Here is a 26,988-nt window from a genome sequence, read left to right as displayed (position 1 = left end):
CCAGAGGGGGGAGAAATAATGATAAAAAAAGCGCGCTTTACTAAGAACAAGATCATGCTTGGACTTGGAGCAGCCATTTTTGGAACTGTTGGCATGCATGCGCAAGCTGCTAATTTCCAAGTCGGTGATTTTGAGATAACGTTTGATTCGACGTTCTCATATGGACAAAGTATTCGAGTAGAAGATCGAGACTTTGGAATTATCGGTAAGAGTAACCACCCAAGATTTAATTGGACTGGATACAATGCGTCTACTGGCAATACTTTGTATTCTTCTTCTCAGGTGTGGAGTCAAGAGGGTGCATACTCAAACAATGGTGACGCGGGTAACTTAAATTTCGACTCCGGCGATACTTTTTCTCAGCTGCTAAAAGGCACGCACGAATTTGCAATCACAAAGGACAATTACGGTTTCTTCTCTCGCTTTATGTATTTTTATGATTTCGCGATGGAAGATGGTGACTTTGCATATAGCAACCCTGTTTCTGGCCAAAAAGTAGACCCATGCGCTGATGATGATACAAAAGAGCAGGTGTGCTCCGATGCAAGATTGCTAGATGCATTTGTTTGGGCCGATTTTGATTTAAATGACGGCAACAATCCGCTGTCTATTCGTTTAGGCCAACAAGTTATCAACTGGGGTGAGAGTACACTTATCTCTCACGGGATCAACGTAAACCCAGTTGATATTGATCGCTTGAAAGCACCAGGTTCTGAACTTAAAGAAGCTTTTATCCCTGTAGGTATGCTTTGGGCATCATTGGGAATAACTGAAAATATCACGTTAGAAGCCTTCTATCAGTATCAGTGGCATGAGACTCGCCTCCCGGCAACTGGCAGCTACTTCTCTACTAACGATTTCGCATCAGCGAATGGTTATGCACAAAATGTTCAACTTGGCTTTACATCAAACCCTGATATCGATCTTCACCATTTAACGAATGCTTTAAACTCACTTCAAGCGAATTGGGTTGGTGCGCTTGCGGCTCAAGGTTTAGATGTTACCGATCAGAATGTGTTAGGCAGCCCAGAAGCATTGCAAATGTTGTCGTCCATGTATCTTGCTTATCCAACACGTGTTGCACTTAAAGGCAAGGGTGACGCGGGTAAAACGGATGCTGATGACAGTGGTCAATTCGGTATTCGTTTAGGTATGTTTGTGCCTGAGCTGAATGATACTGAGATTGCGCTTTATCATATCAATTATCATAGTCGTCGACCGCTGATTTCTGGTAAGGCATCTGACTTCACTACTGGCGCAATTATGCAGGATCTTGCTTATATTCAAACGAATGAGATCACTGAAGACAATATCACTAACTTGAATGCGTTTACTCAAGCTGTGATTGTGTATCCTGAAGACATCAAATTATATGGCTTGAGTTTCAACACCGCGATAGGTGAGACTGCGTTCTCTGGTGAGTTTGCTTACCGTCAAGACGAGCCATTACAGATTGATGACGTTGAATTGCTGTATGCGGGCATGGTAGAGCAATTAGCTGCTGCAGGCATTCGTGAAGATTTCGAAGGTTTTTCTCAGTTAAGCCAAGGCAATGATGTATCGTACGTTCAGCCTGGTGAAGTTGCACAGGGTTTTGTACTAAAAGACACGATGCAGCTTCAATTCACAGCGACGCATTTATTCGGTCCATCACTGGGCGCGGACAGCTGGGCTGTTGTTGGTGAAGTCGGTGCTGTTACAATCAAAGATATGCCTTCTTATGACGAGTTACGTCTAAACGTAGCGGGTACTGGCCGAAGTGGCACAATAGAGGGAATTGAAGGTCGTAATTATGACTTGATCCATCAAGCTGTATCTAATGGTCCTGAAGTGAACCCGTTCCCTACGGCATCTTCATGGGGTTACCGCCTAATCGCTAAAGGTGAATACAATAACATGTTTTCTGGTGTGAACTTCTCACCACGTATTGTTTTTTCTCATGATGTAAACGGCACAACGCCTGATCCTATGTTCTTATTCGTAGAAGATAGAAAGTCTATGGGTGTAAACCTTAACTTTAGCTATCAGAATGCGTGGTCATTTGATTTAGGTTACAACACTTTCTGGGGTGGTGGCGCAACAAACACATTCTCTGATCGTGATTTTGTATCATTTAATATTAAGTATTCAATTTAAGGGCTTTCGATATGTTTAGAAAACCTACACTATTAGCAGCATCAATAATGACAATAATGGCTGCACCAATTTCTTTCGCTAAAATGACACCTGAAGAAGTCGCGCGTTTAGGTAAAGATTTGTCACCAATCGGCGCTGAAATAGCGGGCAATGCAGATGGTTCCATTCCAGCATGGACTGGTGGTATTACTAAGCCACCTGCGAATTTCAAACCGGGTATGCACCACCCGGATCCTTATGCAGATGATAAAATATTATTTACCATCGATAAGAGTAATCTTGATAAGTACAAAGATAATTTGAGCCCAGGCCAAATAGCATTGTTTGAGACATACCCAGACACGTTCAAAATGAATGTTTACCAAACGCGACGCAGTGCGGCTTATCCTCAGTTTGTATATGATGCGACTAAAAAGTATGCGTCTACAGCTGAGTTGATTGAAGGCGGTAACGGGATTAAAAATACAGCGATTGGTATTCCATTCCCAATTCCAGAAAATGGCTTAGAAGCGATTTGGAACCACTTATTAAGATATCGTGGCCTGTCTATCGCACGTAACGGTGGTCAGGCGATGCCAACGGCTTCTGGTTCATATAACATTATCGGCTTTGATGAAAAGTTGCTGGTTAAGTATTCAGATCCAAGTGCAACGCCAGAAGAGCTACAAAAATCTAATGTGTTATTTAAGTTCAAGCAGAAAGTAACTGAGCCTGCGCGATTAGCGGGTACAGCATTACTTGTGCACGAAACAATGGACCAAATTTTAACACCACGACAAGCATGGACATATAACACAGGTCAGCGACGAGTTCGTCGTGCACCTAACGTAGCATATGATGCACCGGGAACAGCGTCTGATAGCTTGCGTACAACAGATGACTTTGACATGTTCAACGGTTCTCCTAACCGTTATAACTGGACATTAAAAGGCAAAAAAGAGATGTACATTCCGTACAACAGCTATAAATTGCATAGCGACTCTTTGAAGTATGAAGATATTTTGAAAGCCGGTCATATTAACCCAGAGCATGTTCGTTATGAAAAGCACCGTGTATGGGTTGTTGAAGCGAACCTTAAAGAGGGCACACGTCATATTTATAAAAAGCGTGTATTCTTCATTGATGAGGATAGCTGGCAAATTCATGTGGCGGACCTGTACGACAACCGTGATCAAATGTACCGTGTAGCGATGGCGCATGGTATTAACTATTACGACGTACCTACGCACTGGAGTACATTAGACGTATACCACGACTTAAATTCACGTCGTTATTTGGCAATCGGCTTGGACAACGAAGAGAAAATGTATGACTTCACACAGTCATTCCAAGACAATGAGTTTACTCAAAGTGCACTTCGCCGAGAGGGAAGACGTTAATATAGCGTCTTCTAAGATCAAATAATTGGTCTATCTACACTCTATTAAAGCTGAGTATATACTTGCTCAGCTTTATCCCCCCAAGTCATACACGACGTTTTTATTTGAGTACTCATAATGATTAAGAAGTTAATTGCAACATCGATTGCAGTGTTCGTTATGCAAAGTGAAGCTATTGGCAGCGCCGCTGAGGCGTTGAGGGTTGCGCACCCAGAGAAGACCTTGCTAACTGATATCACCAATAGTGGAGAGAAACTGGTTGCGGTAGGGAAGCACGGGACAATAGTGTACAGTCAGGATGGCCTAAGTTGGAAACAAGCTCATGTGCCGATCCAGTCCTTGTTGACTGCCGTGGAGTTTACATCGGTGAAACGAGGGTGGGCATGTGGTCACGATGCCGCTATTTTAAATACCACTGATGGAGGTATATCTTGGCAGGTTCAGCAATACTTACCTGATCTTGAGAAACCGTGCTTGGATATTGAGTTTGTAGATGACAAACAAGGTTTCGCAATTGGTGCGTACGGCATGATGTATCAAACACAAGATGGCGGTAAAAGCTGGACTAAACGCTTTTTAAACGAGTTTGTACACCCAGATGATGTTGAGTATTTAGCTGAACTAAAGCAAGACGATCCGCAGGCGTATGAAGAAGAAACGCAATTCATTTTACCTCACTTCAATCGAATGCTGATTGATGGCAATGATATTTTTCTTGTTGGTGAGATGGGTCTATTTGCGGTAAGTCGTGATTTAGGCACAACATGGACAAGAATTGACGAATTTTATTCAGGCTCACTGTTTGCTATAAACAAAAACAAAAAAGAACAGCTTATTGCAGCAGGCTTACGTGGCAACACATTTATTTCTGATAGTAAAGACGTGTCTTTTTCACCTATCAATGTGGAAAAGGCCGCGACGATTAACAGTATTGTATCAACTGATACTGCTCAAATTATGTTGGCGAACAGCGGTTTCGTTTTTACAGTAGTGGGTGAAAATGTGAAAACAAAACAGCTGAAAAACGGTAAATCTATTCTTTCAGGTGTGCTGCACAATGGTCAACTAGTGCTTGCTACAGAAGAGGGTATTCAAATAATCGAGGTTGATCGCTAATGCAGTCTATTTTAAATCAACTAGTGTATGTCGTTTTTAGGCATCGTTTTATGGTTATAGCGCTGTTTGCGCTAGCGACGGTCTTTTTAGGTTATAAGTCTACACATATCCAGCTTGATGCATCTTTCAATAAAAATATACCTTTAAACCATGATTACATGAAGGTGTATTTAAAGCATGAAAAACAATTTGGTGGTGCGAACAGTATTTTAATTTCTGTATGTGATGCCGATGGTGATATTTTTAATCCTGAATTCTTTACACAGTTAAAAGCCGTTCACGACCAACTTTACTTTATCCCAGGCGTGAATCGTCCTCTGGTCAACTCTATTTTCGCACCGAGCGCACGATTTGTTGAAGTCGTTGAAGATGGCTTTGCAGGCGGTCCAATTATCCCCGCGAACTTTACGGCAGATACTACTGGTTTGGCCATTGTGAAGCAGAATATTGAAAAAGCCAAAGTAGTAGGTCGCATGGTAGCCAGTGACTACTCTTGTGCAATGGTGTCAGCTCAGCTTATGGAAATTGATCCACAAACTCAACAGAAGCTGGATACGTTGGCATTTGCTAAGAAGCTAGAATCTGAGATCCGTGAACCACTCAGCACAGATAAGGTATCCATCCATATTATTGGCTTTGCTAAGATGGCTGGTGACATTGCCGATGGTGCGAAAGATGTGGTGCTCTTTTTTGCAATTGCGATTTTATTTACCTTTATCATGGTATGGCTATTTTGCAAAAGCTTTAAGCTGACATTGCTTCCTATTGCGTGTTCACTCATCGCGGTCGTATGGCAAATGGGCTTACTTTCAGTGCTTGGTTTTGGCCTTGACCCGATGTCAATTCTTGTCCCGTTCTTAGTTTTTGCGATTGGTGTGAGTCATGGCGTGCAGATGATCAATGCCATTGGTAAAAAGGTCTCTGAAGGTGTAAGTAGTAAAGTGGCTGCCGAGGCAAGCTTCAAAGCACTGCTCATTCCAGGCGGTATTGCGTTGCTTTCTGATACGATCGGGTTTATGACGTTACTTGCTATTGATATCGGCATTATTCGAGAACTTGCAATCACAGCGAGTTTAGGTGTGGCGGTGATCATTTTTACGAACTTGATTTTACTACCAGTACTTGCGTCTTATTATAAGTCATCAAAAATGCATCGTGTCGATGATGGCAAAGACAAAGCGAACAGTGTATTCACTAAGTTAAGAGAAAGCCTTGTATTGGCAACAGACAAACGTTATGCGGCGATTATTCTTCTAATCTCTGCAGGTTTATTTGCGTTTGGTTATTGGCAATCGAAAGACATGCGCATTGGTGACTTACATGCTGGTGCACCGGCACTGCATGAAGACGCCCGTTATAACCTAGATACGTTCCTTATTTCAGACCGCTATGAAATATCATCAGACATTCTAAAAGTATTGGTTGAAGCTTATCCTGCTGCTTGCACTGAACATGACACTATGGACAGAGTAAGCCGATTCCAGTGGAGAATAGAAAATTTAGCAGGGGTACAATCTGCGGTTTCTTTGAGTTCAGTCGCTCAAGCTGTGAATGCTGGTTATAACGAAGGAAATTTAAAATGGCAAACGCTGCCAAGAAATGGCGCTTCTCTTGTTCAAGCAACATCACGCGTTGAGACCAGCACAGGTCTGCTAAATGGTGACTGTTCAGTGATGCCAATCATCATTTTTATGGATGACCATAAAGCCGAAACCATTGACCATGTGGTGTCGCAAATTAAGTTGTTTGCTAAAGAAGAAGGTACTGATCGTGTGAGTTTCAAGCTGGCATCTGGTCCCATTGGTGTTATGGCTGCAACAAATGAATCCGTCGCGGCTGCACAATTGCCAATGATGATCTATGTTTATGGAGCGGTGATTATTCTGTGCCTTATCAGCTTCAGAAGCATACGAGCGACAATCGCGGTTGTATTACCTCTGTACATCGTTTCTACGTTGGCGCAAGCACTCATGGTTAAGCTTGAGATTGGTTTGACTGTGTCGACTTTACCAGTCATTGCTTTGGGGGTTGGTATTGGTGTTGACTACGGTATTTACATCTTGTCTTCAATGATGAATCAGTTGAAGCAAGGTATGCCATTATCAGTAGCATATCGTAATGCATTAGCTGAACGTGGTAGTGCAGTATTGTTTACTGGTATCACATTAGCCATTGGTGTCAGTACGTGGATTTTTTCTGCATTAAAGTTCCAGGTAGATATGGGAATATTACTGACGTTTATGTTCTTGGTAAATATGCTCGGCGCTGTACTGTTGTTACCTGCGATAGGGACTTTTATCTGGCCTGACCAGAAAAAAAAGTGTGAATAATTGTGCTCTTAAATGGCCTTAATTGGCCATTTATATCTACAATTTGTGAATATATGACCAACTGGCTGAAAAGCCTCAAATGTTTTTGTCAAAAAAGCTTTTTATTAGCGCCAGAAAGGTTAAAATCCTCTGGACTCCACGCTAATAATTGGCTGTACAAATAATCTACCGTTCAAAGGTGGTATAGATTAAGGAACACATAATGACACAAAGTGAAGGTCCAGCATCGGTTATCCTTGATAACGTTTGCAAGTTGATCCAGAAAAAAGTTCATGCCGATAACGTGTCGCTCGTTGAAACATTTGCCAAAGCCTTGTACAGCAACATGTCTAAAGAGGACTTGGCTAATCGTAACGACAGCGACTTGTACGGTGCTGCTTTGAGTCTTTGGAATTCTCTAGAGAAGAATACCTCAGATGAAGCAGTGATCCGTGTATTCAACCCTGAAGTTGCAAAAGATGGCTGGCAATCGTCTCACACGATTGTAGAAATCATTTCAGATGATATGCCATTTTTGGTTGACTCAGTGCGTATGGCGCTAAGCCGTAAGAATATTGCTTCGCATCTACTTTTACACTGTCCTCTCAAGATCAACCGTGACCAAGATGATAAAATCTCAGCTGTTTCAGGCTTAAAAACTGAACAAGAATCTTCATCTACAAAAACTGTTTTCTTCATAGAAATTGATCGTCAAACAGACGAAGCAGTTATTGCTGACTTTACCCAAGAACTAGAGTCGGTGTTAAAAGATGTTTCTGTAGCGGTTGAAGACTGGTTATTAATCAGAGACAAGCTGGTTGCTGTTGGTGAAGATATTCCTAATCGCAAGCACAGCTCTTCAAAACAAGAGCTTAATGAGGCGGTTGAATTTCTTGATTGGCTTGCACGTGATAACTTCACGTTCATGGGATACCGTCAGTACGATCTTGTGCCAGTGCAAGGTGACTATGAACTTAAACCTGTAGCAGGTTCAAGTTTAGGTCTAATGAAAAATTCTTCTGAAAGCAGCCGCCTATTATCAGAATTACCAGAAGTAGCTCGCCTTGAAGCCCGTAGCAAGAACCTATTGATTCTGACTAAAACAAATTCTCAGTCACGCGTTCACCGTCCAGCGCATATTGATTATGTTGGTATTAAACGCTTTGACGAAGAAGGGAATGTAATTGGTGAAGACCGCTTCATTGGTTTATTCTCATCAAGTTTTTACAACAATAGTGCATCAGATGTTCCTGTTTTGAAGAGTAAGATTGCTCGCATCATGGAGCAGTGTGATTTTGCTAAAGGAACACACGCTTATAAAGCTGTCTTAAATATCTTAGAAACGTACCCACGTGATGAGCTAGTGCAGGCTCGTGAATCTGAGTTATTAGATGTTGCTATGGGTGTATTACAAACCCAAGAGCGTGATATGTGTCGTCTATTCGTTAGAAGAGACGTATATGGACGTTTCTTCTCTTGTATGGTCTACGTGCCGCGTGAGAGATATAACACCGCGCTTCGTCGCGAAACTCAGAAACTTTTAGGCGATGCCTTTGGGTCTAACGAAAAAGTTGAGTTCACTACATTTTTCTCAGAGTCTACACTAGCAAGAACGCATTACATTGTTCGTGTAGCTGACAACAACATTAAGTACAACGTGAAAGAAATCGAAAATAATTTAGTAGAAGCTGCCCGTACTTGGGAAGATAAACTACAAACAGCTTTACTTGCGGGTGAAGGTGAAGCGCGCGGTAATGATCTAAACCGCAAATATGCTACGGCTTTCCCTCGTGCATATAAAGACGAAGTGTTGCCAAGTGCAGCTGTCGTTGATATCTCAAAACTTGAAAAGTTGAGTGATGAGAACAAACTTGAGATGTTGTTCTACAGACCTCAAGAAGAAGCAAATTCACAAATAGTGCGTTTGAGCTTATTCCACAAAGACGAGCCAATTCACCTTTCTGATGTAATGCCAATGCTTGAAAACTTTGGCCTACGTGTAATTGGTGAAACACCTTACGCTGTTAAGACAAGTGATGGTCAAGTCAACTGGATCATGGACTTCTCTATGCTGTTAGACAGCAAAGGCCTAGCTGACTTTGATAAAGTCTCTGCACGTTTCCGTGCCGCACTTATCAATGTATGGAATAACCGCCTAGAGAATGACGGCTTCAACCGCTTAGTGTTAAAAGCTGGGTCTACGGGCCGTGAAGCATCTATCCTTCGTGCATATGCTAAATACATGCGTCAGATAGGTGTGACTTTCTCACAGTCTTACATTGAAAATACCTTCGAACACTATCCTCATATCGCTAACCAATTGGTTGAGCTTTTTGAGAAGAAATTCTGTCCGCAAAAGAACGTGGCGCAAAAATCACTTGATAAGCTAGTAGAAAAAATCTACCACGAGCTTGAAAGTGTCGCGAACCTTGATGATGACCGTATTATTCGTTTATACGTAGCAATGATTGATGCGACGTTGAGAACGAACTTCTACCAAAAAGAAGCTGACGGTTCTAACAAGTCATACGTGTCATTCAAAATCCAGCCAAGCGCAATTCCAGAAATGCCGCTGCCATTACCTGCATTTGAAATCTTTGTATACTCTCCGCGTATCGAAGGTGTTCACTTACGTGGTGGTAAGGTTGCTCGTGGTGGTTTACGTTGGTCAGACCGTCGTGAAGACTTCCGTACAGAGGTACTTGGCCTTGTTAAAGCACAGCAGGTTAAGAACACAGTTATCGTACCTGTAGGTTCTAAAGGCGGCTTCGTATGTAAGCAGTTGCCAAATGACCGTGAAGGCTTTTTCCGTGAAGGTCAAGAATGTTACAAGATCTTCATCCGTGGTCTATTAGACATTACAGATAACATCATTCACGGTGATATCGTTCCTCCTGTTGATGTAGTTCGTCATGACGAAGATGACCCATACCTAGTAGTTGCAGCCGACAAAGGCACAGCGACATTCTCAGATATTGCTAACGGCATTGCTGATGAGTACAACTTCTGGCTAGGTGATGCATTTGCATCTGGTGGTTCAATTGGTTACGACCACAAGAAGATGGGTATCACAGCAAAAGGTGCTTGGGAGTCAGTCAAACGTCACTTCCGTGAAATGGATATTGATTGTCAATCAACTGATTTTACAGCAGTTGCTATTGGTGATATGGCAGGTGATGTATTCGGTAACGGCATGTTGCTATCAGAGCACACGCGCTTAGTTGCTGCATTTAACCACATGCACATCTTCATTGATCCAAACCCAGACGCAGCGAGCTCTTACAAAGAACGTGCACGTATGTTCGAATTACCACGTTCTTCGTGGGAAGACTACGATGCAAGCTTAATTTCTCAAGGTGGCGGTATCTTCTCTCGTGCAGCGAAGTCAATCACACTAACACCAGAAATTAAGAAAATGCTTGGTACTAAGAAAGCAAGCATGACACCAAATGAGTTGATTAAAGCGCTTCTAATGATGCCTGTTGACCTACTTTGGAACGGTGGTATCGGTACTTACATCAAGGCTAAAAACGAAAGTGACGCGGATGTGGGTGACAGAGCGAATGATGCACTTCGTATCAATGGCTCTGAACTTGGTGCTAAGATCTTCGGTGAAGGTGGTAACTTAGGTGCGACGCAACTTGGTCGTATCGAGTTCGCAGCCAAAGGCGGCCGTATTAACACTGACTTCATCGATAACGTAGGTGGTGTTGCGTGTTCAGATAACGAAGTAAACATTAAGATTTTACTTAATGGCCTAGTTGCTGAAGGTGACCTTACGAAGAAACAACGTGACGAGTTGCTATATGCAATGACTGACGAAGTATCTGAGCTTGTGCTTGCTGACTGCTACCGTCAAACACATACGTTGTCTGTAACTAAGTCAAAAGGGCCAGCGACGCTTAAAGAGAAAATCCGCTTCATTCACGCGCTTGAGAAAGAAGGTAAACTTGACAGAAACATCGAGTTCTTACCGAGTGATGAAGAGCTTGCAGAGCGCGCAGCGGCAGGTCTAGATTTAACTCGTCCAGAGCTTTCTGTTCTAGTTTCTTACTCTAAGATGGTACTTAAAGAAACACTAGTGGTTGATGAAATCACTGAAAACCCTTATTACCGTCAGTTACTAGTAAACTCTTTCCCTGTGCCTTTACGTGACCGCTTTAACGCGGCAATGGATGAGCACCCGCTGAGAAAAGAGATCATTGCCACTAAGCTTGCTAACAATATCGTAAACGATATGGGCTTGAACTTCATGATCCGTATGCATGAAGAAACAGGTGCAACAGAAGCTGAAATTGCACTTTGTTACTCAATCGCATGTGCAACATTCCAAATGTCAGAAACATGGGCTGAAATCTCATCGCTTGACAATAAGATCCCATCTGCGGTTCAAACAGAAATGTTGTATCAATTACGTCGTACAGTACGTCGCGTAACACGTTGGTTCTTACGTCACCGTAATAAAGCAATGACGATTGAAGAAACAATTGAGTTCTTCGCGCCAACATTTGCAGACTTAAGTGCGAATCTGACAACTTATATGGTTGAAGAAGAGAGCTCACGTCTTGCTGAGAAAGCCGCAGAGTTAACTTCTGAAGGGGTGCCTGAGGCATTAGCTAACCGCATCGTGTCGCTGTCTAGCTTGTTCTCAGTCATGGATCTTGCAGAAGTTGCAAACAATGCGAAGCGTGATATCTCAGTGGTATCTAATACGTACTTCAAGTTAGGTGCAAACATGGGTCTACACTGGTTCCTAGAGCAGATCACTGCACAACCAGTTGCAAACCACTGGCAAGCGCTAGCACGTGCTTCATATCGTGAAGAGCTTGACTGGCAGCAGCGTGCATTGTCTGAGGTTGTTCTTAATAGCTTCGAAGGTGATGGTGAAGTTGATGCGCTTATTAATCAGTGGATGGATAATCAGTCGTCATTATTACACCGTTGGCAGCAAATGCTTGCGGAGTTTAAGACTTCTCAAAACCATGACTTTGCGAAGTTCTCAGTAGCGTTGAGAGAATTAATGCTACTAAGTCACAACTGTGACACTTCCAAATAAAAATTAACACGTTAAAATACCCCGGCAATTGCTGGGGTATTTTTTTGCCTCAAACTGTTACCAGGAACTTAAGGAGTCACGATGTTTTACGATTTAGCACGTCGTTATATGTTTAATAAAGATGCGGAATGGGCCCACGACTTTGCTCTAGGCAACTTGCGCCGTTTCAAAAATACCCCATTAAGTCTCGCTTGGTCACAGTCTCTGCCTAAAAAGCCTGTTAACTTTTTAGGTTTAGAATTTGATAATCCAGTGGGATTGGCTGCTGGTCTAGATAAAAATGCAGAATGTATTGATGCATTTGGCCAAATGGGTTTTGGGTTTATTGAAGTGGGTACTGTTACACCTCGGCCTCAGGCTGGTAATGACAAGCCACGTATCTTTCGTCTTCCAGAGGCACATGCTGTGATAAACAGAATGGGCTTTAACAATAAAGGCGTAGATAATTTAGTTGCTAACGTAAAGGCTTCAAATTATACCGGGATCCTTGGGATCAATATTGGTAAAAATAAAGATACACCAAACGAGCAGGGCAAAGATGATTACATTCATTGTATGCGTAAAGTCTTTGAACACGCATCCTATATCACTGTAAACATCTCATCACCTAATACTCCGGGTTTGCGTGATTTACAATATGGTGAAGCGCTAGATGATCTTTTACAAAGCCTTAAAAACGAGCAAGTCGACTTAATTGAAAAACACAAAAAGTCAGTGCCAATGCTGGTAAAAATTGCGCCAGATGTTGATGCTGTGCAATTAACTCAAATCGCTGAATCTCTTGTAAATAACCGCATTGACGGTGTCATTGCTACGAACACAACCTTAGCAAGGGATGCAGTACAGGGCTTGGAATTTGCAAATGAAGCAGGTGGCTTATCTGGACGCCCAGTACGTGAAAAATCTACGTATGTTGTCGAAGAGCTAAAACGTCTTACAGAAGGTAAATTACCGATTATTGGCGTGGGTGGAATTGACAGCGCTGACGCTGCGCAAGAAAAGCTCAACGCGGGCGCTGACCTTGTTCAATTGTATACTGGTTTCATTTACGAAGGGCCACAGTTGATCAAAAGGATCGTAAATTCTTTATAAGGATCAGTCATATTACGAAATGATCCTAAACAAATTGTTATTATAAATATTTTTACACTTGCAAAAATCGCGATATACTTCGCGTTACTGGTTGAATTAATTTAATAGTAATGCGGAGGGCGATTTTGCAAGCATCAAAAGAGTGGCGTTGGCTCCAATGTCGCACACAAAACCGTTTGCTTGTTGATTTGGGTGACGAGTTACAACTTTGCACGCCGTATCGCTTACGCCAGCTTACTGCAGACTCAGACGCAAGTCCCACCTTTAGCGTAGAAGAGGCTGCATTTTATCAAAATGTGTTTGACTACTTGTGTACTTATTCTGTTTGGTCAGAGGCACAATGTTGTCAAATTGCACTCAATGCCACAGCAGCCAAATTTCATTTGTTGCCAGTTCAGGCCAAAAGCTGGTTTTTTCAAGCGTATGTTGGTAATGAAGTACTTTGCAATGCGGTAATTAGTCTTAAATCTAAAGTTATGACGGGCGAGTGTTTGATTGTTGATCACGAACGTGAGGCAAGCTTGTGCATAAACTTAACCGCTAACTTCCAACTTGATGAAAATATCAGCTTAGAGCAGTTCCAAGCCATTAAGGTTTTAAATGACCGCATTCACCCAGTCTTGGTAAATAATAAAGTCAGCAGAAGCGCTTAATCCAATCCCAGTCTTTACATAGCTGTGTTATACTCGCGTCAATTGAAATTACAGGGTTATCACATTGCAGTTTATTGCGCTTACATCGATTGGCATCGAGAATTTACTAGTCGAAGAACTTCAATCTTTCGAAATTAAAGTTACCAAGCAAAGCATTGGCTCGGTTCGCTTTGAAGCCGACAATCTTACCGCTCAGAAGTTTTGTATGATGACGCGATATTCGACGCGCGTTATGTTGTTAATTGATGAGCACGAAGATATTAAAAATAAAGATGACCTGTATAAATTTGCTCGTTTTCAAGGTTGGCAGGAGTGGTTTGGCCCGTCACAAACTTTTGCCGTTGAGTTTAACGGGACGAATAAAGAACTAAAAAATACGCAGTTTTCAGGCTTAGTCATTAAAGATGCGGTTGTAGATTATTTCCAAGATCTATACGAGCAGCGCCCATCTGTAGATAAACAAGACGCAAATGTTCGAATTATTGCTAAGCTTAATAAGCAAAAAATTGCACTATATCTTGATTATTCAGGTCCAAGATTGTCTGACCGCGGCTATAGAACCAAACAGGGTAAAGCGCCAATTCGTGAACACCTTGCAGCTGCACTTGTAACTCGAAGTGGCTGGCTGAATGACACTTCAAAGCCTTTATTTGATCCGTGTTGTGGTTCAGGTACATTGTTAATCGAAGCCGCGAGCATGGCTTTAAACTTGCCCACAAATCTACATAAAGCATTTGCTTTTAAGCGCCTTCCTAGCTTCAGAGAAGCCAAGTTCAAAGAAATCCAAAATGAGCTGAAAGCGGAAAAAGTCGATTCTAAATTGTGGTTAATTGGCCATGATATTGATGGAAGAGTACTAGATACTGCTCAGTCAAATGCAAACCGTGCAGGTGTTGGCGAACTTATTCAGTTTAAAGAAGCAGATGCGGGCAAGTTGCAGTCTGTAGCAAAACGTCCAGGCACAATTTTGAGTAACTTACCGTATGGTGAACGCTTAGGCTCAATGGCCGAATTAATCAATCTTTATCGTAATATGGGTGTGAGCTTCAAAAAACATTATCGTGATTGGAACGCTGCACTGCTTGGTACGGACGATGAGTTATTTAGATTACTCAAACTTGCGTCTAAAAAACGTTATAAGTTTAAAAATGGTCCTATTGATGTCACCTTGTACATGTACGAGCTGAATGAAAAGCAAGTTGCGCAAAATCAACAGGCGTCAGAATTGCATTTTGAGCAGTCTCGTGCGTTTGCTAACCGACTTAAAAAGAATAAGCAGGGCCTAAAAAGTTGGTTGAAAAAAGAGTCTGTTGAGGCTTATCGTTTGTATGATGCAGATATTCCTGAATATAACGTTGCTGTTGATGTATACGGTGATAACGCTGTTATCTTTGAATATGCTGCACCAAAAGAAATCAACGCAGACGTTGCAGATAAGCGCCTACAAGACGTGATTTCTTTGACTGCTGAAACCTTAGATATTTCACCAAGCAACTTAGCGGTTAAAGTACGTAAAAAACAGCGAGGTGACGAGCAATATACTTCATACGAGAAGCAAAACCGCTATCAGATCATCGAAGAGTTTGGTGCAAAGTTCAAAGTTAATTTATATGACTATTTAGATACTGGGCTGTTTTTAGACCACCGTCTTGCACGTCGATTTATTCAGCAAAATGCCCAAGATAAGCGAGTATTAAATTTGTTTGCTTATACGGGATCTGCATCGGTTCACGCGGCAATAGGTGGCGCTAAGTCGGTTACAACTGTCGATATGTCAAAGACTTATCTTAAGTGGGCAGAAGAGAATTTCGCACTTAATAACCTTAAAAATCCACGTTTTAGATTTGAACAAGCGGATTGCTTGAAATGGTTAGAGCATGCCAAAGGTCAATATGATTTGATTTTCTTAGATCCGCCTACCTTTTCAAACTCGAAGAGAATGAAAAATGTATTCGATGTTCAAAGAGATCATATTCAATTATTGACTTGGGTTAAAAGTATTTTGAGCCCGGATGGTGTTTTGTTGTTCTCGAATAACAAACGAGGCTTTAAAATGGATGAAGTAGCCTTAATGGGACTGGGCTTGAAAGCAGAGAATATTTCAGCAGAAACGCTGTCTCCAGATTTTAAAAGAAACAAACAGATCCACAATAGCTGGTTAATTACCCATGGCTAAAGTGATTCTATATCACACTGATGGGTGTCATTTGTGTGAACAGGCATACCAATTGGCTGTGTCTGTGCTTACACATGAAGACATTCATCACCAAGATATCTTGGATGATGAAAGTTTGATGACACAATATCAAACCTCTATTCCGGTACTGAAAAATATAAAAACAGGTAAATTGCTAAACTGGCCATTTACTCAACAACAAATTCAAGAGTTTATATAAGAAGATGGATTTAATTAGAATTGCTAAAGCACAACTTGCTTTTGGTTCTCATCCGTTGCTAGACAATGCCGACGCCTTGATCGAAGCTGGCGAACGTGTGTGTATTGTTGGTAGAAATGGAGCTGGTAAGTCAACCTTATTAAAAGTACTTGATGGGCAGGTGTTATTGGATGATGGTGAAATAAATCGTCTTACCGGCTTAAAAGTATCTCGCCTAGAGCAAGACCCACCTAAAGGTGCGCAGGGCAGTGTATTCGATTATGTTGCACAGGGCTTACCTGATGTGGCGAGCCTTCTAATTGAATACAACCACGTAAGCGAATCGCTGCAAACAGACCAATCAAGTAGTTTACTAAATAAGCTTGAACGCTTATCTGCTGAAATCGAAGCGGCAGATGCATGGCGTTTTGAGAGCCGTATTAATGTAGTGCTAAGTCAATTGCAATTGACTGCGCAAATGCGCCTAGAAAAACTCTCTGGTGGTTGGCTGAGGAAAGTTGCACTTGCTAAAGCGCTTGTCAGTGACCCCGATTTACTATTACTTGATGAACCGACGAACCATTTAGATATGGCAAGTGTAGAGTGGCTAGAGTCATTTTTGAAAGATTTCAAAGGTGGCATTGTGTTTATTTCTCACGACCGTGCGTTCATCAGAGCCGTTGCTACGCGTATTTTAGATTTGGATAGAGGAAAGTTGGTCTCTTATCCTGGTAATTACGCTAAGTACCTAGAACAAAAAGCGCATGATTTAAAAGTTGAAGAAGCGCAAAATGCGTTGTTCGATAAAAAGCTTGCCGAAGAAGAGACTTGGATAAGGCAGGGGATCAAAGCGCGTAGAACTCGTAATGAAGGTCGTGTTCGTGCTTTAAAAGCGTTACGCGTTGAGCGAAAGCAGCGTATTGAGCAAGTGGGTAAAGCGGACTTTAATATTGAGTCAGCAGAGCGCTCGGGCAAGTTGGTATTTGAAGCCAATTTTGTGAATCATGCATTCAAAGACAAAGCCATTGTCAAAGATTTTTCTACGCTTGTGATGCGTGGAGATAGAGTCGGATTAATTGGCCCTAACGGGATCGGCAAAACGACGTTATTAAAGTTACTTTTTGGAAAACTAGCAGCAGACAGCGGCAAGATAAAGCAAGGTGTTAATTTAGAAGTCGCTTATTTCGACCAGTATCGAGAAAAGCTTGATGAAGAAATGACGGTGCAAGATAACGTTGCTGAAGGCAAACAAGAGGTCTCTATTGGGGGCCGAAGTCGTCATGTATTGGGTTATTTACAAGACTTCTTATTTCCACCTGCACGGGCCCGAACGCCTGTTAAAGCCCTTTCTGGCGGTGAGAAAAACCGATTGCTTTTAGCTAAGCTGTTTTTAAAGCCATCAAACGTTTTAGTTTTAGATGAACCAACCAATGATTTGGATATTGAAACTTTAGAGCTGCTAGAGGAAATTATTACGCAATATCAAGGTACAATTTTGATTGTTAGCCATGATAGGGAGTTTATTGATAACACGTGTAATAGTGTTTGGGCATTTGAAGGCGATGGCGTTGTGACCGAGATTGTCGGTGGTTACAGCGATTTTGAGGCGTATCGAGATAACAAGCTGGCTCAGCAAAAAGAGCTTGAAAAGTTAGACAAAGAAAAGTCTGCATCTGCACCAGTTAAACGCGATACAACAAAAAACAAATCAAGTAAGCTCAGTTACAAATTAAAACTTGAATTAGAAGCTTTGCCGAGTAAAGTAGAGGAACTTGAAACCGCGCTTGAAGCGCAGCAAACATTAGTTAACTCGCCAGAGTTTTTTAAACAAGAATCTGATGTAACACAACAAGCATTGAACCAACTAGCGGATTTGGAGTCCAAGCTCGAAACCGCGTATGAACGTTGGGAAGAATTAGAAGCTTTACAGAATCAGCAGTAAGGATTGAAATGAGATATTCACTTTTAGCCGCCAGTATTGGTTTGTGCTTTTCAGGGCAGCTTTTTGCTGCAGCGTATCAGTTAACTGAGTTACCTTCACATAGTACCTCGACAAATACCCTTGTTATCGATGCAAATGAATCTGGCGAAGCAGTTGGTAGGGCGACAGGACTCTTTAATTTAAAAATTGATACAACATATATCGATTTTAATGATGATAATCTAAAGAATGATTACAACAACTTAAAAGAGAGACGTGAAAGAATTGACGACCCAATAAACTTTACATTGGATGACATCGAAAATAATAATGCCGCGGCAACAGATCCTGATGCACATGACTTTTTGCGTGCATATCTTAATCAGCGTAGTGGAAATGCTGAATATCAAAAGCTGAACTCTAGTGCAAGCTTGGTGTATTCAACAACGACAGCTGATGAGAAAGTGCTTTTTGATGTGGAGCGAGATTACACTAACAATGAATTGTCTCGTTCAGTGGTATCTTATATCAACGGTGTGGCTTCGGATGGAGCTATGGTGGGTTGGGGTAGTGCGCCATACTCAAAAAGAACTGATTTCACCAAAGATGGTGAAAGTGAGCCTACGGTATTTTTTGAAAGAGCGTTTTCTTCCCGTGGTGTGTTTATCACGCCAGGCGGAGAAGTAATAGAGCTACCGCCTGCGTTTGTTGGAGAGTATGGTGGTTACAGTATTGCGAATCATGTTGAGAAGCTAGACGACGGCACATACTTAGTTGTAGGGCAAAGCTCAATCGATGTTGCGATTGATGGTCAACAGCGTTTTGATGATTTGTGTAAAGGCGAAAACGAGCCGGTAAATGTGTGTGTATGGGAACTGCAAAATGGTTCGATTTACTATAACCGCCACGCTTACCAGTGGAAGTTAGATGCGAATTTCAACCTGATTGAAGGCGAATCTAAAATTCTCGGTCTAGGTATTGAGCGCGAAGAAAATGAAGAGAGAATTCATTTAGGTACTGCTTTGTCAGCAAACCAGTCTGGTTATGCTGTAGGCCACTCGCAAACTCGCAAAGATGGTGATTTTATCAGTAGGCAAAGAGCGGGCTACTATAAGGATGGTAAGTTCACTCAAATTATTGACCATGATAAGATTTATGAAGCCAGCCGTGGTGTTGATATCAATAACAACAATATCGTAATCGGCTACCGTTTTGATGAGCTTAGTACTTTTCAGCAAGTAAAAGGGTACTATTATGACATCAATAATCAGTCTTTTACTGAAATGAAGTCATTCTTTAATAGCTCAGATATGTATCCTCGAGACATCAATGATGCTGGATATATCGTAGGTCAAGCCGAAGCTGAAGATATTGGTGATAGTCCGAGAAGAGAGGCTTTTCTATACAATATAGAAACTGCAGAATTGCAAAACTTAAATGACCTGCTGCCGTGTAAAAGTGCTGATTTTCCTTACCGTATAGGAGATGCAGTTAAAATTACAGAAGATAACCAAATCTATGCGATTGCAACTAAGACAGTTAAGCGCAGAGACAGTTTAGGCAATGTAACAAAAAACAGTGCTGGTGAAGATGAGTTTGAGTCTGTATCTGTGCCTGTATTGCTAACTCGAACTGGCGGTCAGCCGGATACATGTCCGGTGGAAGAAGCAGAGACTTATGAGCGAAGCTCAGCATCGTTTGGTATGTTAGGCTTTTTAGCGTTGCCATTATTGATGCTTAGAAGACGCAGAAAATAAAAATTAAAAAAGGGCCGAAAGGCCCTTTTTTAATTCATTCACTTATTGAACTCACTTATTGAACTCACTTATTGATTTCTTGCTTCCCACGCTTTGTTGACCGAGCGTCGCCAAAGGTAGTCGATACCAAAAAATCCGATAACAGCAGCGATGGATGCACATATCAAAGAGCCAACAATAAAAGCAGGACCTATCGTAGAGATGCTCTGCGTTAACCATTCCCAAGTAGGTTCAAACTGGAATGGCTGAATTTCTTGACCCAGTGCGAAAACACCGACAAGATAAGAGCAATAAAAGATAGGTGGCATTGTTAATGGGTTTGTAATCCAAACCAAAGCAATAGATAAAGGTAAGTTGACTCTAAAAGGGATTGCTAGAGCGGCTGCGAGTACCATTTGAAAAGGGACAGGGATGAACGCAAAAAACAGTCCAACGGAAAAGGCGCCTCTGGCTGAGCGTCGATTAAGATGCCAAAGATTTGCATCGTGCAGTAAACTTCCAAAAATTCTTAACGATTTTTGTTCTTTGATCTTATTGTGATCGGGTAAAAAGCGTTGGATCGTTTTTTTTGCCATATAGAGCAACCATTTACTTCAATATTGATTTGCTGCGGCATCATTTTCGGAAGCCTAATATCCGTATTTTACATGGATACATGGCAGTTACCCGTCAGTTTTGCCTTGCTCGTTTTTGTTAGTAGCTATTTTAAGCTTTTTTCGAACGTTTTGGCAGGTTTTATTTTAGGTATTTTTGTTACAAGTCTTAATTACATTTTGTTTTATCAACTTTCATGGAAAACCTTGGTTGTTGATAAGCCAATTAAAATTGACGCCAAGGTGAGCCAAATCATTAAAGCGGGCGACAGACCTTATATACAAGTAAAAATAAATAATCTTGAACAGTTTAAAGTGAAGTCTTGGCAAACTGTATATGCGAATTTGTCAGTTGTTGAAGGGGAAAGCGCGATAAAAGCGGGGGATACAATTAGAGGGACTGCCACGCTAAAACCATTTTACTCACGAAAAAATCAATATGCTTTTGATAGTGAGCTATATGCATTTCGCAATCATATATTCTTCAAAGGGAAGCTAAAAGTCGACTCTGTAGCTCGATATCACGGGTCTTGGCGTCTTCAATATCAACGTTTTATGCTAGACGTTTTTGATGGTTATCAGTTTGGCTGGCTTTATTATGTCTTGATGACAGGGGATAAATCGAAAATTCCTAAAAGTGACAAAGAGTACTTTCGCAAACTGGGCTTGAGTCACTTGTTAGCCATTTCAGGGCTACATATCGCTATTTTATTCTCATTGAGCTTATTGTTAATAAAAGTATGCTTGTTCCCTTTTAAATCTTATTTAGGTCAATGTGTCAATACACATTCAATAGGGCTCATTTGTGCGCTGGGGTGTGCTGGATTATATGTGGTTATGAGCGGTATGCAGATATCGGCTCAACGCGCTTGGTTTATGGCGAGCGCAGGTGTTATATGTTATTTACTTGGAACAAGATTGAGCTTTATTAGGCTATTGATTTACACACTAACGATAGTGACCATGATATCGCCATTTGCGTTTTTAAATCTTGGCCTGTATTTTTCGTTTACGGCAGTGGCTGGCATTTTTTGGCTATTGTCAAAGCGCAAAGCATATCACTATGTATTCTCAAGTTGGTTTAATAAATGTGTTTGGTTGTGCAAGGTACAAGTTGTTTTATTTATCTTACTATGCCCGTTGGTAGTGTACGTATTTCATGGCCTTAGTGTGAGCAGTTTACTCATTAATCTCATTTTTGTACCACTACTATCTTTTGTGATCTTTCCGCTTTTATTAGTACAGATCATTTTGCATAGTGTGAGCGAATCAAATGCGATAATGCTACTCGATAACTTACTATATAGCTCATATCACTATCTGATATCTTATGATTTTCATTGGTTTGATGTGCAGCCAATTTCAACCAGTCAACTGTGCTTGATGATGTTATCATTTATCTTATTAGCTCATGTTTTAACTCGTATTTACGCGATTATTCCATTAAGTATATTGTTGCTACATTGGCTGTTATCACCTAAACCCAACTGGCAAATCAATGTTTTTGATGTAGGCCATGGCAGTGCAGTGCTTATTTCACAAGATAACAATGCCGTTTTATACGATTTGGGCGCAAATTACTTTGGTACATACTCTATGTTTAGGCACGTTGTACTCCCTTATCTCAAAGCGAGGAACCTTAAATTAGTTCATACTATTGTAAGCCATGATGATGGAGATCATGCCGGTGGGCTAATGGATCTCTATAAGCTGGGGTTTGGTGAGTCGTTAAATACTTTTCACCGTGCTACGTATGCGCAACCGTGCTTACTACAAGATGTCAAATTCGGTGCCCTTACGATCCGCTCCATTTGGCCGAAGAAATTGCAAAACGATGACAACAATAGCTCCTGTGTGGTTGTGGTCAGTGACGGCCGATTTAAACTTTTATTGCCCGGAGATATTGAAGCGGGTGTAGAAGCTAAGATTATTTCTAAGTACAAAAATGGCTTGAAAGCACACTTTTTGTTAGCGCCACATCACGGAAGCCGAACTTCTTCAAGTAGGCAGTTTATTGAGGCTGTTGAAGGCGAGCTTGTTATTTTTTCAAGAAGTCGAAATACGGCTTGGCAATTACCTCACACTGAAGTTTTGCAGCGATATAGAGATGCTGGTTACGAAACATACGATACTGCCTTGGATGGAGAAGTACAGATCCGAGTTTTTAATGAACACTTTGAGGTTTACACCGCAAGAAACGCGAAAAATCTATGGTTTTTAAGATAATGCATTCAGTTTTTGCTTGATGGCGGATACAATAAGGGGGTTTTGAAGTTTTAGAGTAACACTATGCAACAGTCTGGAAAGCAAATATATAAAAGGCTTTTGGCTTACACTTACGAATTTAAAGCAGCGTCTTTGTTTGCGATAATTGGCATGCTCGGTTATGCCGCAATGGATGCACTGTTCATACAGTTAATGAAACCTTTTATGGATGATGGCTTAACGCAAGGTAATCAAGAAGTATTGGCGATGGCCCCGATCGTGGTTATTCTTTTGGTTTTGGGTCGAGGTGTTTTTAACTACATGTCTTCATACTGTTTAAGTTACGTCGGCTCTCAAGTTGTTAGAAAATTACGACAGCAGCTATATGAGCATATGCTGTTTATGCCCGTCTCTTTTCACGATAAACATTCCAATGGTGAGTTGGTTTCAAAAATTACTTTTGATACAGAGCAAGTACAGCAAGCTGTCACACGCGCGCTTCAAGTCGCAATCAGAGAAGGGGCTTTTGTCGTCTTCTTACTTTGGGGCATGTTTGCAATAAGCTGGAAGTTGTCACTGTTATTCTTAGTGATTGTGCCATTTGTAGCTATTGTTGTTAGTGTCGTTTCTAAACGTTTCAGAAAAATTTCAAAAAGCATTCAGGATGCGATGGGTGCAGTGACAAGAGGGTCAGAGCAGATGCTGTCCGGTCACAAAGAAATTCATGGCTTTGGCGGTCAAGATAAAGAAATCGCGCAATTTTCCAAAGTGAATAACCACAATCGTCAGCAACGTGTGAAAATGGATGCGACGAGGGCGTTGAGTGTTTCCGTAATTCAGCTTATTGCAGCCAGTGCAATGGCAGTGGTTTTGGCGATTATTGCTATGCCTGAAGTGCATGAATCATTAACGCCAGGCGTTGTGGCTTCATTGATCACGGCAATGGTTATGATGTTACGCCCTTTGAAACAATTGGCAAATGTAAACAGCGATTTTCAACGTGGCATCGCTGCTGCCAAGAGTATTTTTGAAGTGCTTGATGAAGAGAAGGAGAAGGATACTGGGACACACACGGTGGAAATCGTCACAGGTGCTATTTCCGTAAAGGGTGTCACGTTTACGTATCCAACAAAAGATGAGCCAGTTATCGAGGACCTGTCGATTGAGATCCCCGCGGGTAAGAGTATTGCATTAGTGGGCCGAAGTGGCTCTGGTAAGTCGACGTTGTCTAGTTTGTTACCGAGGTTTTATGACTTAGATAGTGGCTCAATCACACTCGATGGTGTAGAGCTGAGCGAATACACTTTAGCCAGCCTTAGAAATCAATTTGCGCTTGTTTCTCAGCACGTCACTTTATTCAATGATACGATTGCAAATAACATCATGTACGGCTTAGATGAAAAGCTCAGTGAAGCTGAATTAATTGACGTTGCTAAAAAAGCGCATGTTTGGGAATTTGTTAAAGACTTACCACAAGGTTTAGACACTGAAGTCGGTGAGAATGGTGTGATGCTTTCTGGCGGTCAAAGACAGCGTATAGCGATAGCCCGCGCCATCGTTAAAGATGCGCCAGTACTAATATTAGATGAAGCCACATCGGCGCTGGACACAGAGTCTGAACGCTTGATCCAAGAAGAGCTAGATAAATTGATGGTGAATAAGACTTCCATTGTGATCGCCCATCGATTGTCAACCATTGAAAAATCAGATCAAATTTATGTACTAGACAAAGGTCGTGTACTTGAGCAAGGGAAACATGAAGAGTTACTCGCCAACGATGGCGCGTACTCTGCACTGTGTAAGATGCAATATGGTGAATGACAATGAGCAAAATAGAACAAAGTTGGTATAAGCCAATTAGTCTAATCAATGTTGTATTGCTACCACTGAGCGCACTATTTTGGATTGTAAGCTCTACTAGACGTTTGTTGTTTCGTGTCGGTATAAAATCAGCATATAAGGCCTCTGTACCAGTCATGATTGTTGGCAACATTGGTATTGGAGGCAACGGCAAAACACCATTTGTACTTTGGCTAGTGCCTTATTTACAATCACTTGGCTTGAAGGTGGCAGTTATCAGCCGAGGGTATGGTGCAAAACCGCCTCATACTCCGTACCACGTTACAGATGACAGTACCGCGCAGCAAGCTGGAGATGAACCGCTATTAATTTATAAGCGATTGGGTTGTGACGTGGTCATTGGTGGTGACCGCAAAGCAAGTATCGAATACCTAATTGCGCATAATGAACCTGACATCATTGTAAGTGATGACGGTTTGCAACATTACCAGCTCGATAGAGATATTGAGATATGTATAGTTGATAATGAGCGTCGATTTGGCAATGGGTTTTTGTTACCAGCGGGGCCACTGAGAGAATCGCCCAAGCGCTTAAAGTCAGTTGACCTCACTGTGTTTAATGGTTCAATCAAAGAAGATGGTTACTCACTCAATACAACAGGTATTTACAGTGTGAAAACGGGGGCACGAGTTACACAATTTGAGCCTAAAGGTATCGCCGTAAGTGCGATAGGCAACCCATCTCGCTTCGAGAAGTCGCTCAGTGCAAATGGAGTGACAATCACACAAAGCAAACACTTTGCAGATCATCATATGTTTACAGAACAAGATTTTGAGATCTACAACAAAAGCAACATATTTATGACAGAAAAAGACGCAGTAAAATGCCAGTCTTATGCCAAAGACAATTGGTACTTCTTACGCGTAGATGCTGTTCCGTCAGAAGGGCTTGTTAACAAGCTTCACAACTTATTAGATAGAAAGGGGATTATTACCCATGGCGTTTGATACTAAATTACTTGAAATTATTGCGTGTCCAGTATGCAAAGGCAAACTAGCATATGATAAAGATAACAAAGAGCTTATCAGCACAGCAGCAAAGCTTGCCTATCCAGTGAGGGATGATATTCCTGTTTTGCTAGAAAATGAGGCAAGAGAATTATCTCTTGAAGAGGTAGAAAAGTGGAATTCATAGTTGTCATACCTGCAAGGTATGCATCAACACGCTTGCCAGGTAAGCCACTGGTGGATATCTGCGGTAAATCAATGATCCAAAGAGTCTTTGAGCAAGCGCAAAAGTCAGGTGCAAAAGCAGTTTATATCGCGACTGACCACCAGCTGGTTTTTGATGAAGCAAAGCGTTTTACTGATAACGTATTGATGACTCGTGAAGATCATCAATCTGGTACTGAGCGCCTTGCTGAAGTGGTTGAACTTCTCAATTTAGATAACGATACTTTAATGGTGAATGTGCAAGGTGACGAGCCATTGCTTGAGCCTGAAAATATTGCCCAAGTAGCTGAGTTACTGTTCAACTCTTCTGCGCCTATGGCAACATTGAGCGTTGATATTGAAGATGTGGAAGAAGTACTTAACCCGAATGCTGTGAAAGTAGTTAGCGATATTAAGAATAATGCGTTGTATTTTTCTCGCTCACCGATCCCTTTTCAGCGTGATAGCATGATGTCTTTGGACAAAGGTAGCATTCCACTTGCACACTTTAAGCGTCACGTGGGGATTTATGCTTATCGCGCTGGGTTTATCAAAACCTACCTTGACCTAAGTGTATCGCCGCTGGAAGTGCAAGAGTCTTTAGAGCAGCTTCGAGTGCTCTATCACGGCCACTCAATCAAAGTGACCAAAGCGTGCAAACCGGTGCATGCAGGCGTTGATACACCTGAAGACTTAAATCGCGTGATTGAGTTTCTTAATGGCTGATATCAAAGTCATTGCGCAGCATGAAGATTTTGTTGTTGCTTACAAGCCTTGTGGTGTAAGTTTTCATAGTGAAGAGCAAGCTGGGTTTGTCGCTTTGTTGGAGCAGCAACTGGAGATCGGTTTATTTCCGGTGCACCGATTAGATAAGGTTACATCTGGTTTATTAGTGTTGGCAAAATCTAGTCAAGCGGCTGCTAAACTGACAGAGATGTTCACAAGCCGCGAGGTAGATAAATATTATCTCGCGCTGATTTCAGATAAGCCAAAGAAAAAACAAGGGTGGATAAAAGGCGATATGGCTAAGTCTCGACGCGGTACATATAAACTTTTAAAAAGCCAAGATAACCCAGCGATAACCCGGTTTTATTCTACAAGCATTGAACCAGGTCTAAGGGCTTGTTTACTGAAACCGTACAGTGGTAAAACTCACCAATTACGAGTTGCTTTGAAAAGTCTGTCAGCACCGATTTTAGGCGATGATAGCTATGGTGGTAAACAGTCCGATAGGGTGTATTTACACGCGTATTATCTCTCGTTTAATTGGAATGACGAGCGTGTGGTTTTTAGTATTGAGCCTGAAGAAGGCAGTAAATTTATGCAATTAATTGAGCATGAAGTATTTTTATCATGGCGTCAGCCTGAGCAGTTAGAGTGGTAAT

Annotated in this window: 18 protein-coding genes; 17 read left to right on the top strand and 1 reads right to left on the bottom strand. The window is 41.6% G+C overall.

Translation table 11 applies throughout. From position 1 onward, the window contains the following. The first annotated feature begins 18 nt into the window (after positions 1-18). From N473_RS14605 to N473_RS14555, 11 genes are all read left to right on the top strand, one after another. Entirely contained in the window at positions 19-2,136 is a 2,118-nt protein-coding gene (locus N473_RS14605) for a DUF1302 domain-containing protein (RefSeq protein WP_063368549.1), read from the top strand. A gap of 11 nt (positions 2,137-2,147) precedes the next feature. After that, positions 2,148-3,515 carry a DUF1329 domain-containing protein gene (locus tag N473_RS14600; protein WP_039609871.1) on the top strand — a complete coding sequence of 456 codons (1,368 nt, stop codon included), beginning with the start codon at positions 2,148-2,150 and terminating at the stop codon, positions 3,513-3,515. 117 nt (positions 3,516-3,632) lie between these two features. Then, positions 3,633-4,631, top strand: coding sequence for a YCF48-related protein (locus N473_RS14595; RefSeq protein ID WP_063368548.1), 999 nt, complete (start codon positions 3,633-3,635; stop codon positions 4,629-4,631). Further along, entirely contained in the window at positions 4,631-6,961 is a 2,331-nt protein-coding gene (locus tag N473_RS14590; protein ID WP_063368547.1) for an efflux RND transporter permease subunit, read from the top strand. Before N473_RS14595 ends, N473_RS14590 begins: the two co-directional genes overlap by 1 nt. 202 nt (positions 6,962-7,163) lie before the next feature. After that, positions 7,164-11,996 carry an NAD-glutamate dehydrogenase gene (locus tag N473_RS14585; protein ID WP_063368546.1) on the top strand — a complete coding sequence of 1,611 codons (4,833 nt, stop codon included), beginning with the start codon at positions 7,164-7,166 and terminating at the stop codon, positions 11,994-11,996. 81 nt (positions 11,997-12,077) lie between these two features. Beyond that, on the top strand, positions 12,078-13,088 hold the full coding sequence (gene pyrD, locus N473_RS14580; protein ID WP_063368545.1) for a quinone-dependent dihydroorotate dehydrogenase: 1,011 nt from the start codon (positions 12,078-12,080) through the stop codon (positions 13,086-13,088). Positions 13,089-13,210: 122 nt separating this feature from the next. Continuing rightward, positions 13,211-13,741, top strand: a complete 531-nt coding sequence (locus N473_RS14575; RefSeq protein ID WP_063368559.1) for a cell division protein ZapC domain-containing protein — start codon at positions 13,211-13,213, stop codon at positions 13,739-13,741. A 64-nt stretch (positions 13,742-13,805) separates the two neighbouring features. Next, positions 13,806-15,917, top strand: a complete 2,112-nt coding sequence (gene rlmKL, locus N473_RS14570; protein ID WP_063368544.1) for a bifunctional 23S rRNA (guanine(2069)-N(7))-methyltransferase RlmK/23S rRNA (guanine(2445)-N(2))-methyltransferase RlmL — start codon at positions 13,806-13,808, stop codon at positions 15,915-15,917. Next, entirely contained in the window at positions 15,910-16,137 is a 228-nt protein-coding gene (locus tag N473_RS14565) for a glutaredoxin family protein (protein WP_039609877.1), read from the top strand. The genes rlmKL and N473_RS14565 overlap by 8 nt, the downstream gene beginning before the upstream one ends. Before the next feature lie 4 nt (positions 16,138-16,141). Further along, positions 16,142-18,058, top strand: a complete 1,917-nt coding sequence (locus tag N473_RS14560; protein ID WP_063368543.1) for an ABC transporter ATP-binding protein — start codon at positions 16,142-16,144, stop codon at positions 18,056-18,058. An 8-nt stretch (positions 18,059-18,066) separates the two neighbouring features. Continuing rightward, positions 18,067-19,794 carry a DUF3466 family protein gene (locus N473_RS14555; RefSeq protein WP_063368542.1) on the top strand — a complete coding sequence of 576 codons (1,728 nt, stop codon included), beginning with the start codon at positions 18,067-18,069 and terminating at the stop codon, positions 19,792-19,794. 68 nt (positions 19,795-19,862) lie between these two features. On the opposite strand, the gene N473_RS14550 is transcribed toward N473_RS14555, so the two are convergent. Next, positions 19,863-20,369: a DUF2062 domain-containing protein gene (locus N473_RS14550; protein ID WP_039609880.1), complete on the bottom strand. Its 507-nt coding sequence runs from the start codon at positions 20,367-20,369 to the stop codon at positions 19,863-19,865. Positions 20,370-20,441: 72 nt separating this feature from the next. On the opposite strand from N473_RS14550, the gene N473_RS14545 reads away from it, so the two are divergent. The 6 genes from N473_RS14545 (at position 20,442) to N473_RS14520 (ending at position 26,987) form a co-directional block, all read left to right on the top strand. Next, the gene (locus tag N473_RS14545) at positions 20,442-22,613 is read left to right on the top strand and encodes a DNA internalization-related competence protein ComEC/Rec2 (protein ID WP_063368541.1); all 2,172 of its coding nucleotides are present in this window, start codon (positions 20,442-20,444) and stop codon (positions 22,611-22,613) included. A 63-nt stretch (positions 22,614-22,676) separates the two neighbouring features. Then, positions 22,677-24,413, top strand: coding sequence for a lipid A export permease/ATP-binding protein MsbA (gene msbA, locus N473_RS14540; RefSeq protein WP_063368540.1), 1,737 nt, complete (start codon positions 22,677-22,679; stop codon positions 24,411-24,413). Between the two features lie 2 nt (positions 24,414-24,415). Further along, positions 24,416-25,399 (top strand): tetraacyldisaccharide 4'-kinase, encoded by a 984-nt coding sequence (gene lpxK / locus N473_RS14535; RefSeq protein WP_063368539.1) that lies wholly within the window; start codon positions 24,416-24,418, stop codon positions 25,397-25,399. Continuing rightward, positions 25,389-25,586 carry a Trm112 family protein gene (locus tag N473_RS14530; protein ID WP_046355029.1) on the top strand — a complete coding sequence of 66 codons (198 nt, stop codon included), beginning with the start codon at positions 25,389-25,391 and terminating at the stop codon, positions 25,584-25,586. Before lpxK ends, N473_RS14530 begins: the two co-directional genes overlap by 11 nt. Beyond that, entirely contained in the window at positions 25,574-26,329 is a 756-nt protein-coding gene (gene kdsB, locus N473_RS14525; protein WP_063368538.1) for a 3-deoxy-manno-octulosonate cytidylyltransferase, read from the top strand. The genes N473_RS14530 and kdsB overlap by 13 nt, the downstream gene beginning before the upstream one ends. Continuing rightward, on the top strand, positions 26,322-26,987 hold the full coding sequence (locus N473_RS14520; RefSeq protein WP_063368537.1) for a TIGR01621 family pseudouridine synthase: 666 nt from the start codon (positions 26,322-26,324) through the stop codon (positions 26,985-26,987). Before kdsB ends, N473_RS14520 begins: the two co-directional genes overlap by 8 nt. The last annotated feature ends 1 nt before the right edge of the window (position 26,988 follow it).

The organism is Pseudoalteromonas luteoviolacea CPMOR-1 (assembly GCF_001625685.1).
GTDB lineage: Bacteria > Pseudomonadota > Gammaproteobacteria > Enterobacterales > Alteromonadaceae > Pseudoalteromonas > Pseudoalteromonas luteoviolacea_K.
Note: the sequence above shows the minus strand (reverse complement) of the source record. Positions and strands in the feature narration are given on the sequence as shown.

Coding starts and splice junctions, on each gene's coding strand:
- N473_RS14605 (WP_063368549.1), top strand. CDS start 19: ATGATAAAAAAAGCGCGCTTTACTAAGAACAAGATCATGCTTGGACTT.
- N473_RS14600 (WP_039609871.1), top strand. CDS start 2,148: ATGTTTAGAAAACCTACACTATTAGCAGCATCAATAATGACAATAATG.
- N473_RS14595 (WP_063368548.1), top strand. CDS start 3,633: ATGATTAAGAAGTTAATTGCAACATCGATTGCAGTGTTCGTTATGCAA.
- N473_RS14590 (WP_063368547.1), top strand. CDS start 4,631: ATGCAGTCTATTTTAAATCAACTAGTGTATGTCGTTTTTAGGCATCGT.
- N473_RS14585 (WP_063368546.1), top strand. CDS start 7,164: ATGACACAAAGTGAAGGTCCAGCATCGGTTATCCTTGATAACGTTTGC.
- pyrD (WP_063368545.1), top strand. CDS start 12,078: ATGTTTTACGATTTAGCACGTCGTTATATGTTTAATAAAGATGCGGAA.
- N473_RS14565 (WP_039609877.1), top strand. CDS start 15,910: ATGGCTAAAGTGATTCTATATCACACTGATGGGTGTCATTTGTGTGAA.
- N473_RS14560 (WP_063368543.1), top strand. CDS start 16,142: ATGGATTTAATTAGAATTGCTAAAGCACAACTTGCTTTTGGTTCTCAT.
- N473_RS14555 (WP_063368542.1), top strand. CDS start 18,067: ATGAGATATTCACTTTTAGCCGCCAGTATTGGTTTGTGCTTTTCAGGG.
- N473_RS14550 (WP_039609880.1), bottom strand. CDS start 20,369: ATGGCAAAAAAAACGATCCAACGCTTTTTACCCGATCACAATAAGATC.
- N473_RS14545 (WP_063368541.1), top strand. CDS start 20,442: ATGGATACATGGCAGTTACCCGTCAGTTTTGCCTTGCTCGTTTTTGTT.
- msbA (WP_063368540.1), top strand. CDS start 22,677: ATGCAACAGTCTGGAAAGCAAATATATAAAAGGCTTTTGGCTTACACT.
- lpxK (WP_063368539.1), top strand. CDS start 24,416: ATGAGCAAAATAGAACAAAGTTGGTATAAGCCAATTAGTCTAATCAAT.
- N473_RS14530 (WP_046355029.1), top strand. CDS start 25,389: ATGGCGTTTGATACTAAATTACTTGAAATTATTGCGTGTCCAGTATGC.
- N473_RS14520 (WP_063368537.1), top strand. CDS start 26,322: ATGGCTGATATCAAAGTCATTGCGCAGCATGAAGATTTTGTTGTTGCT.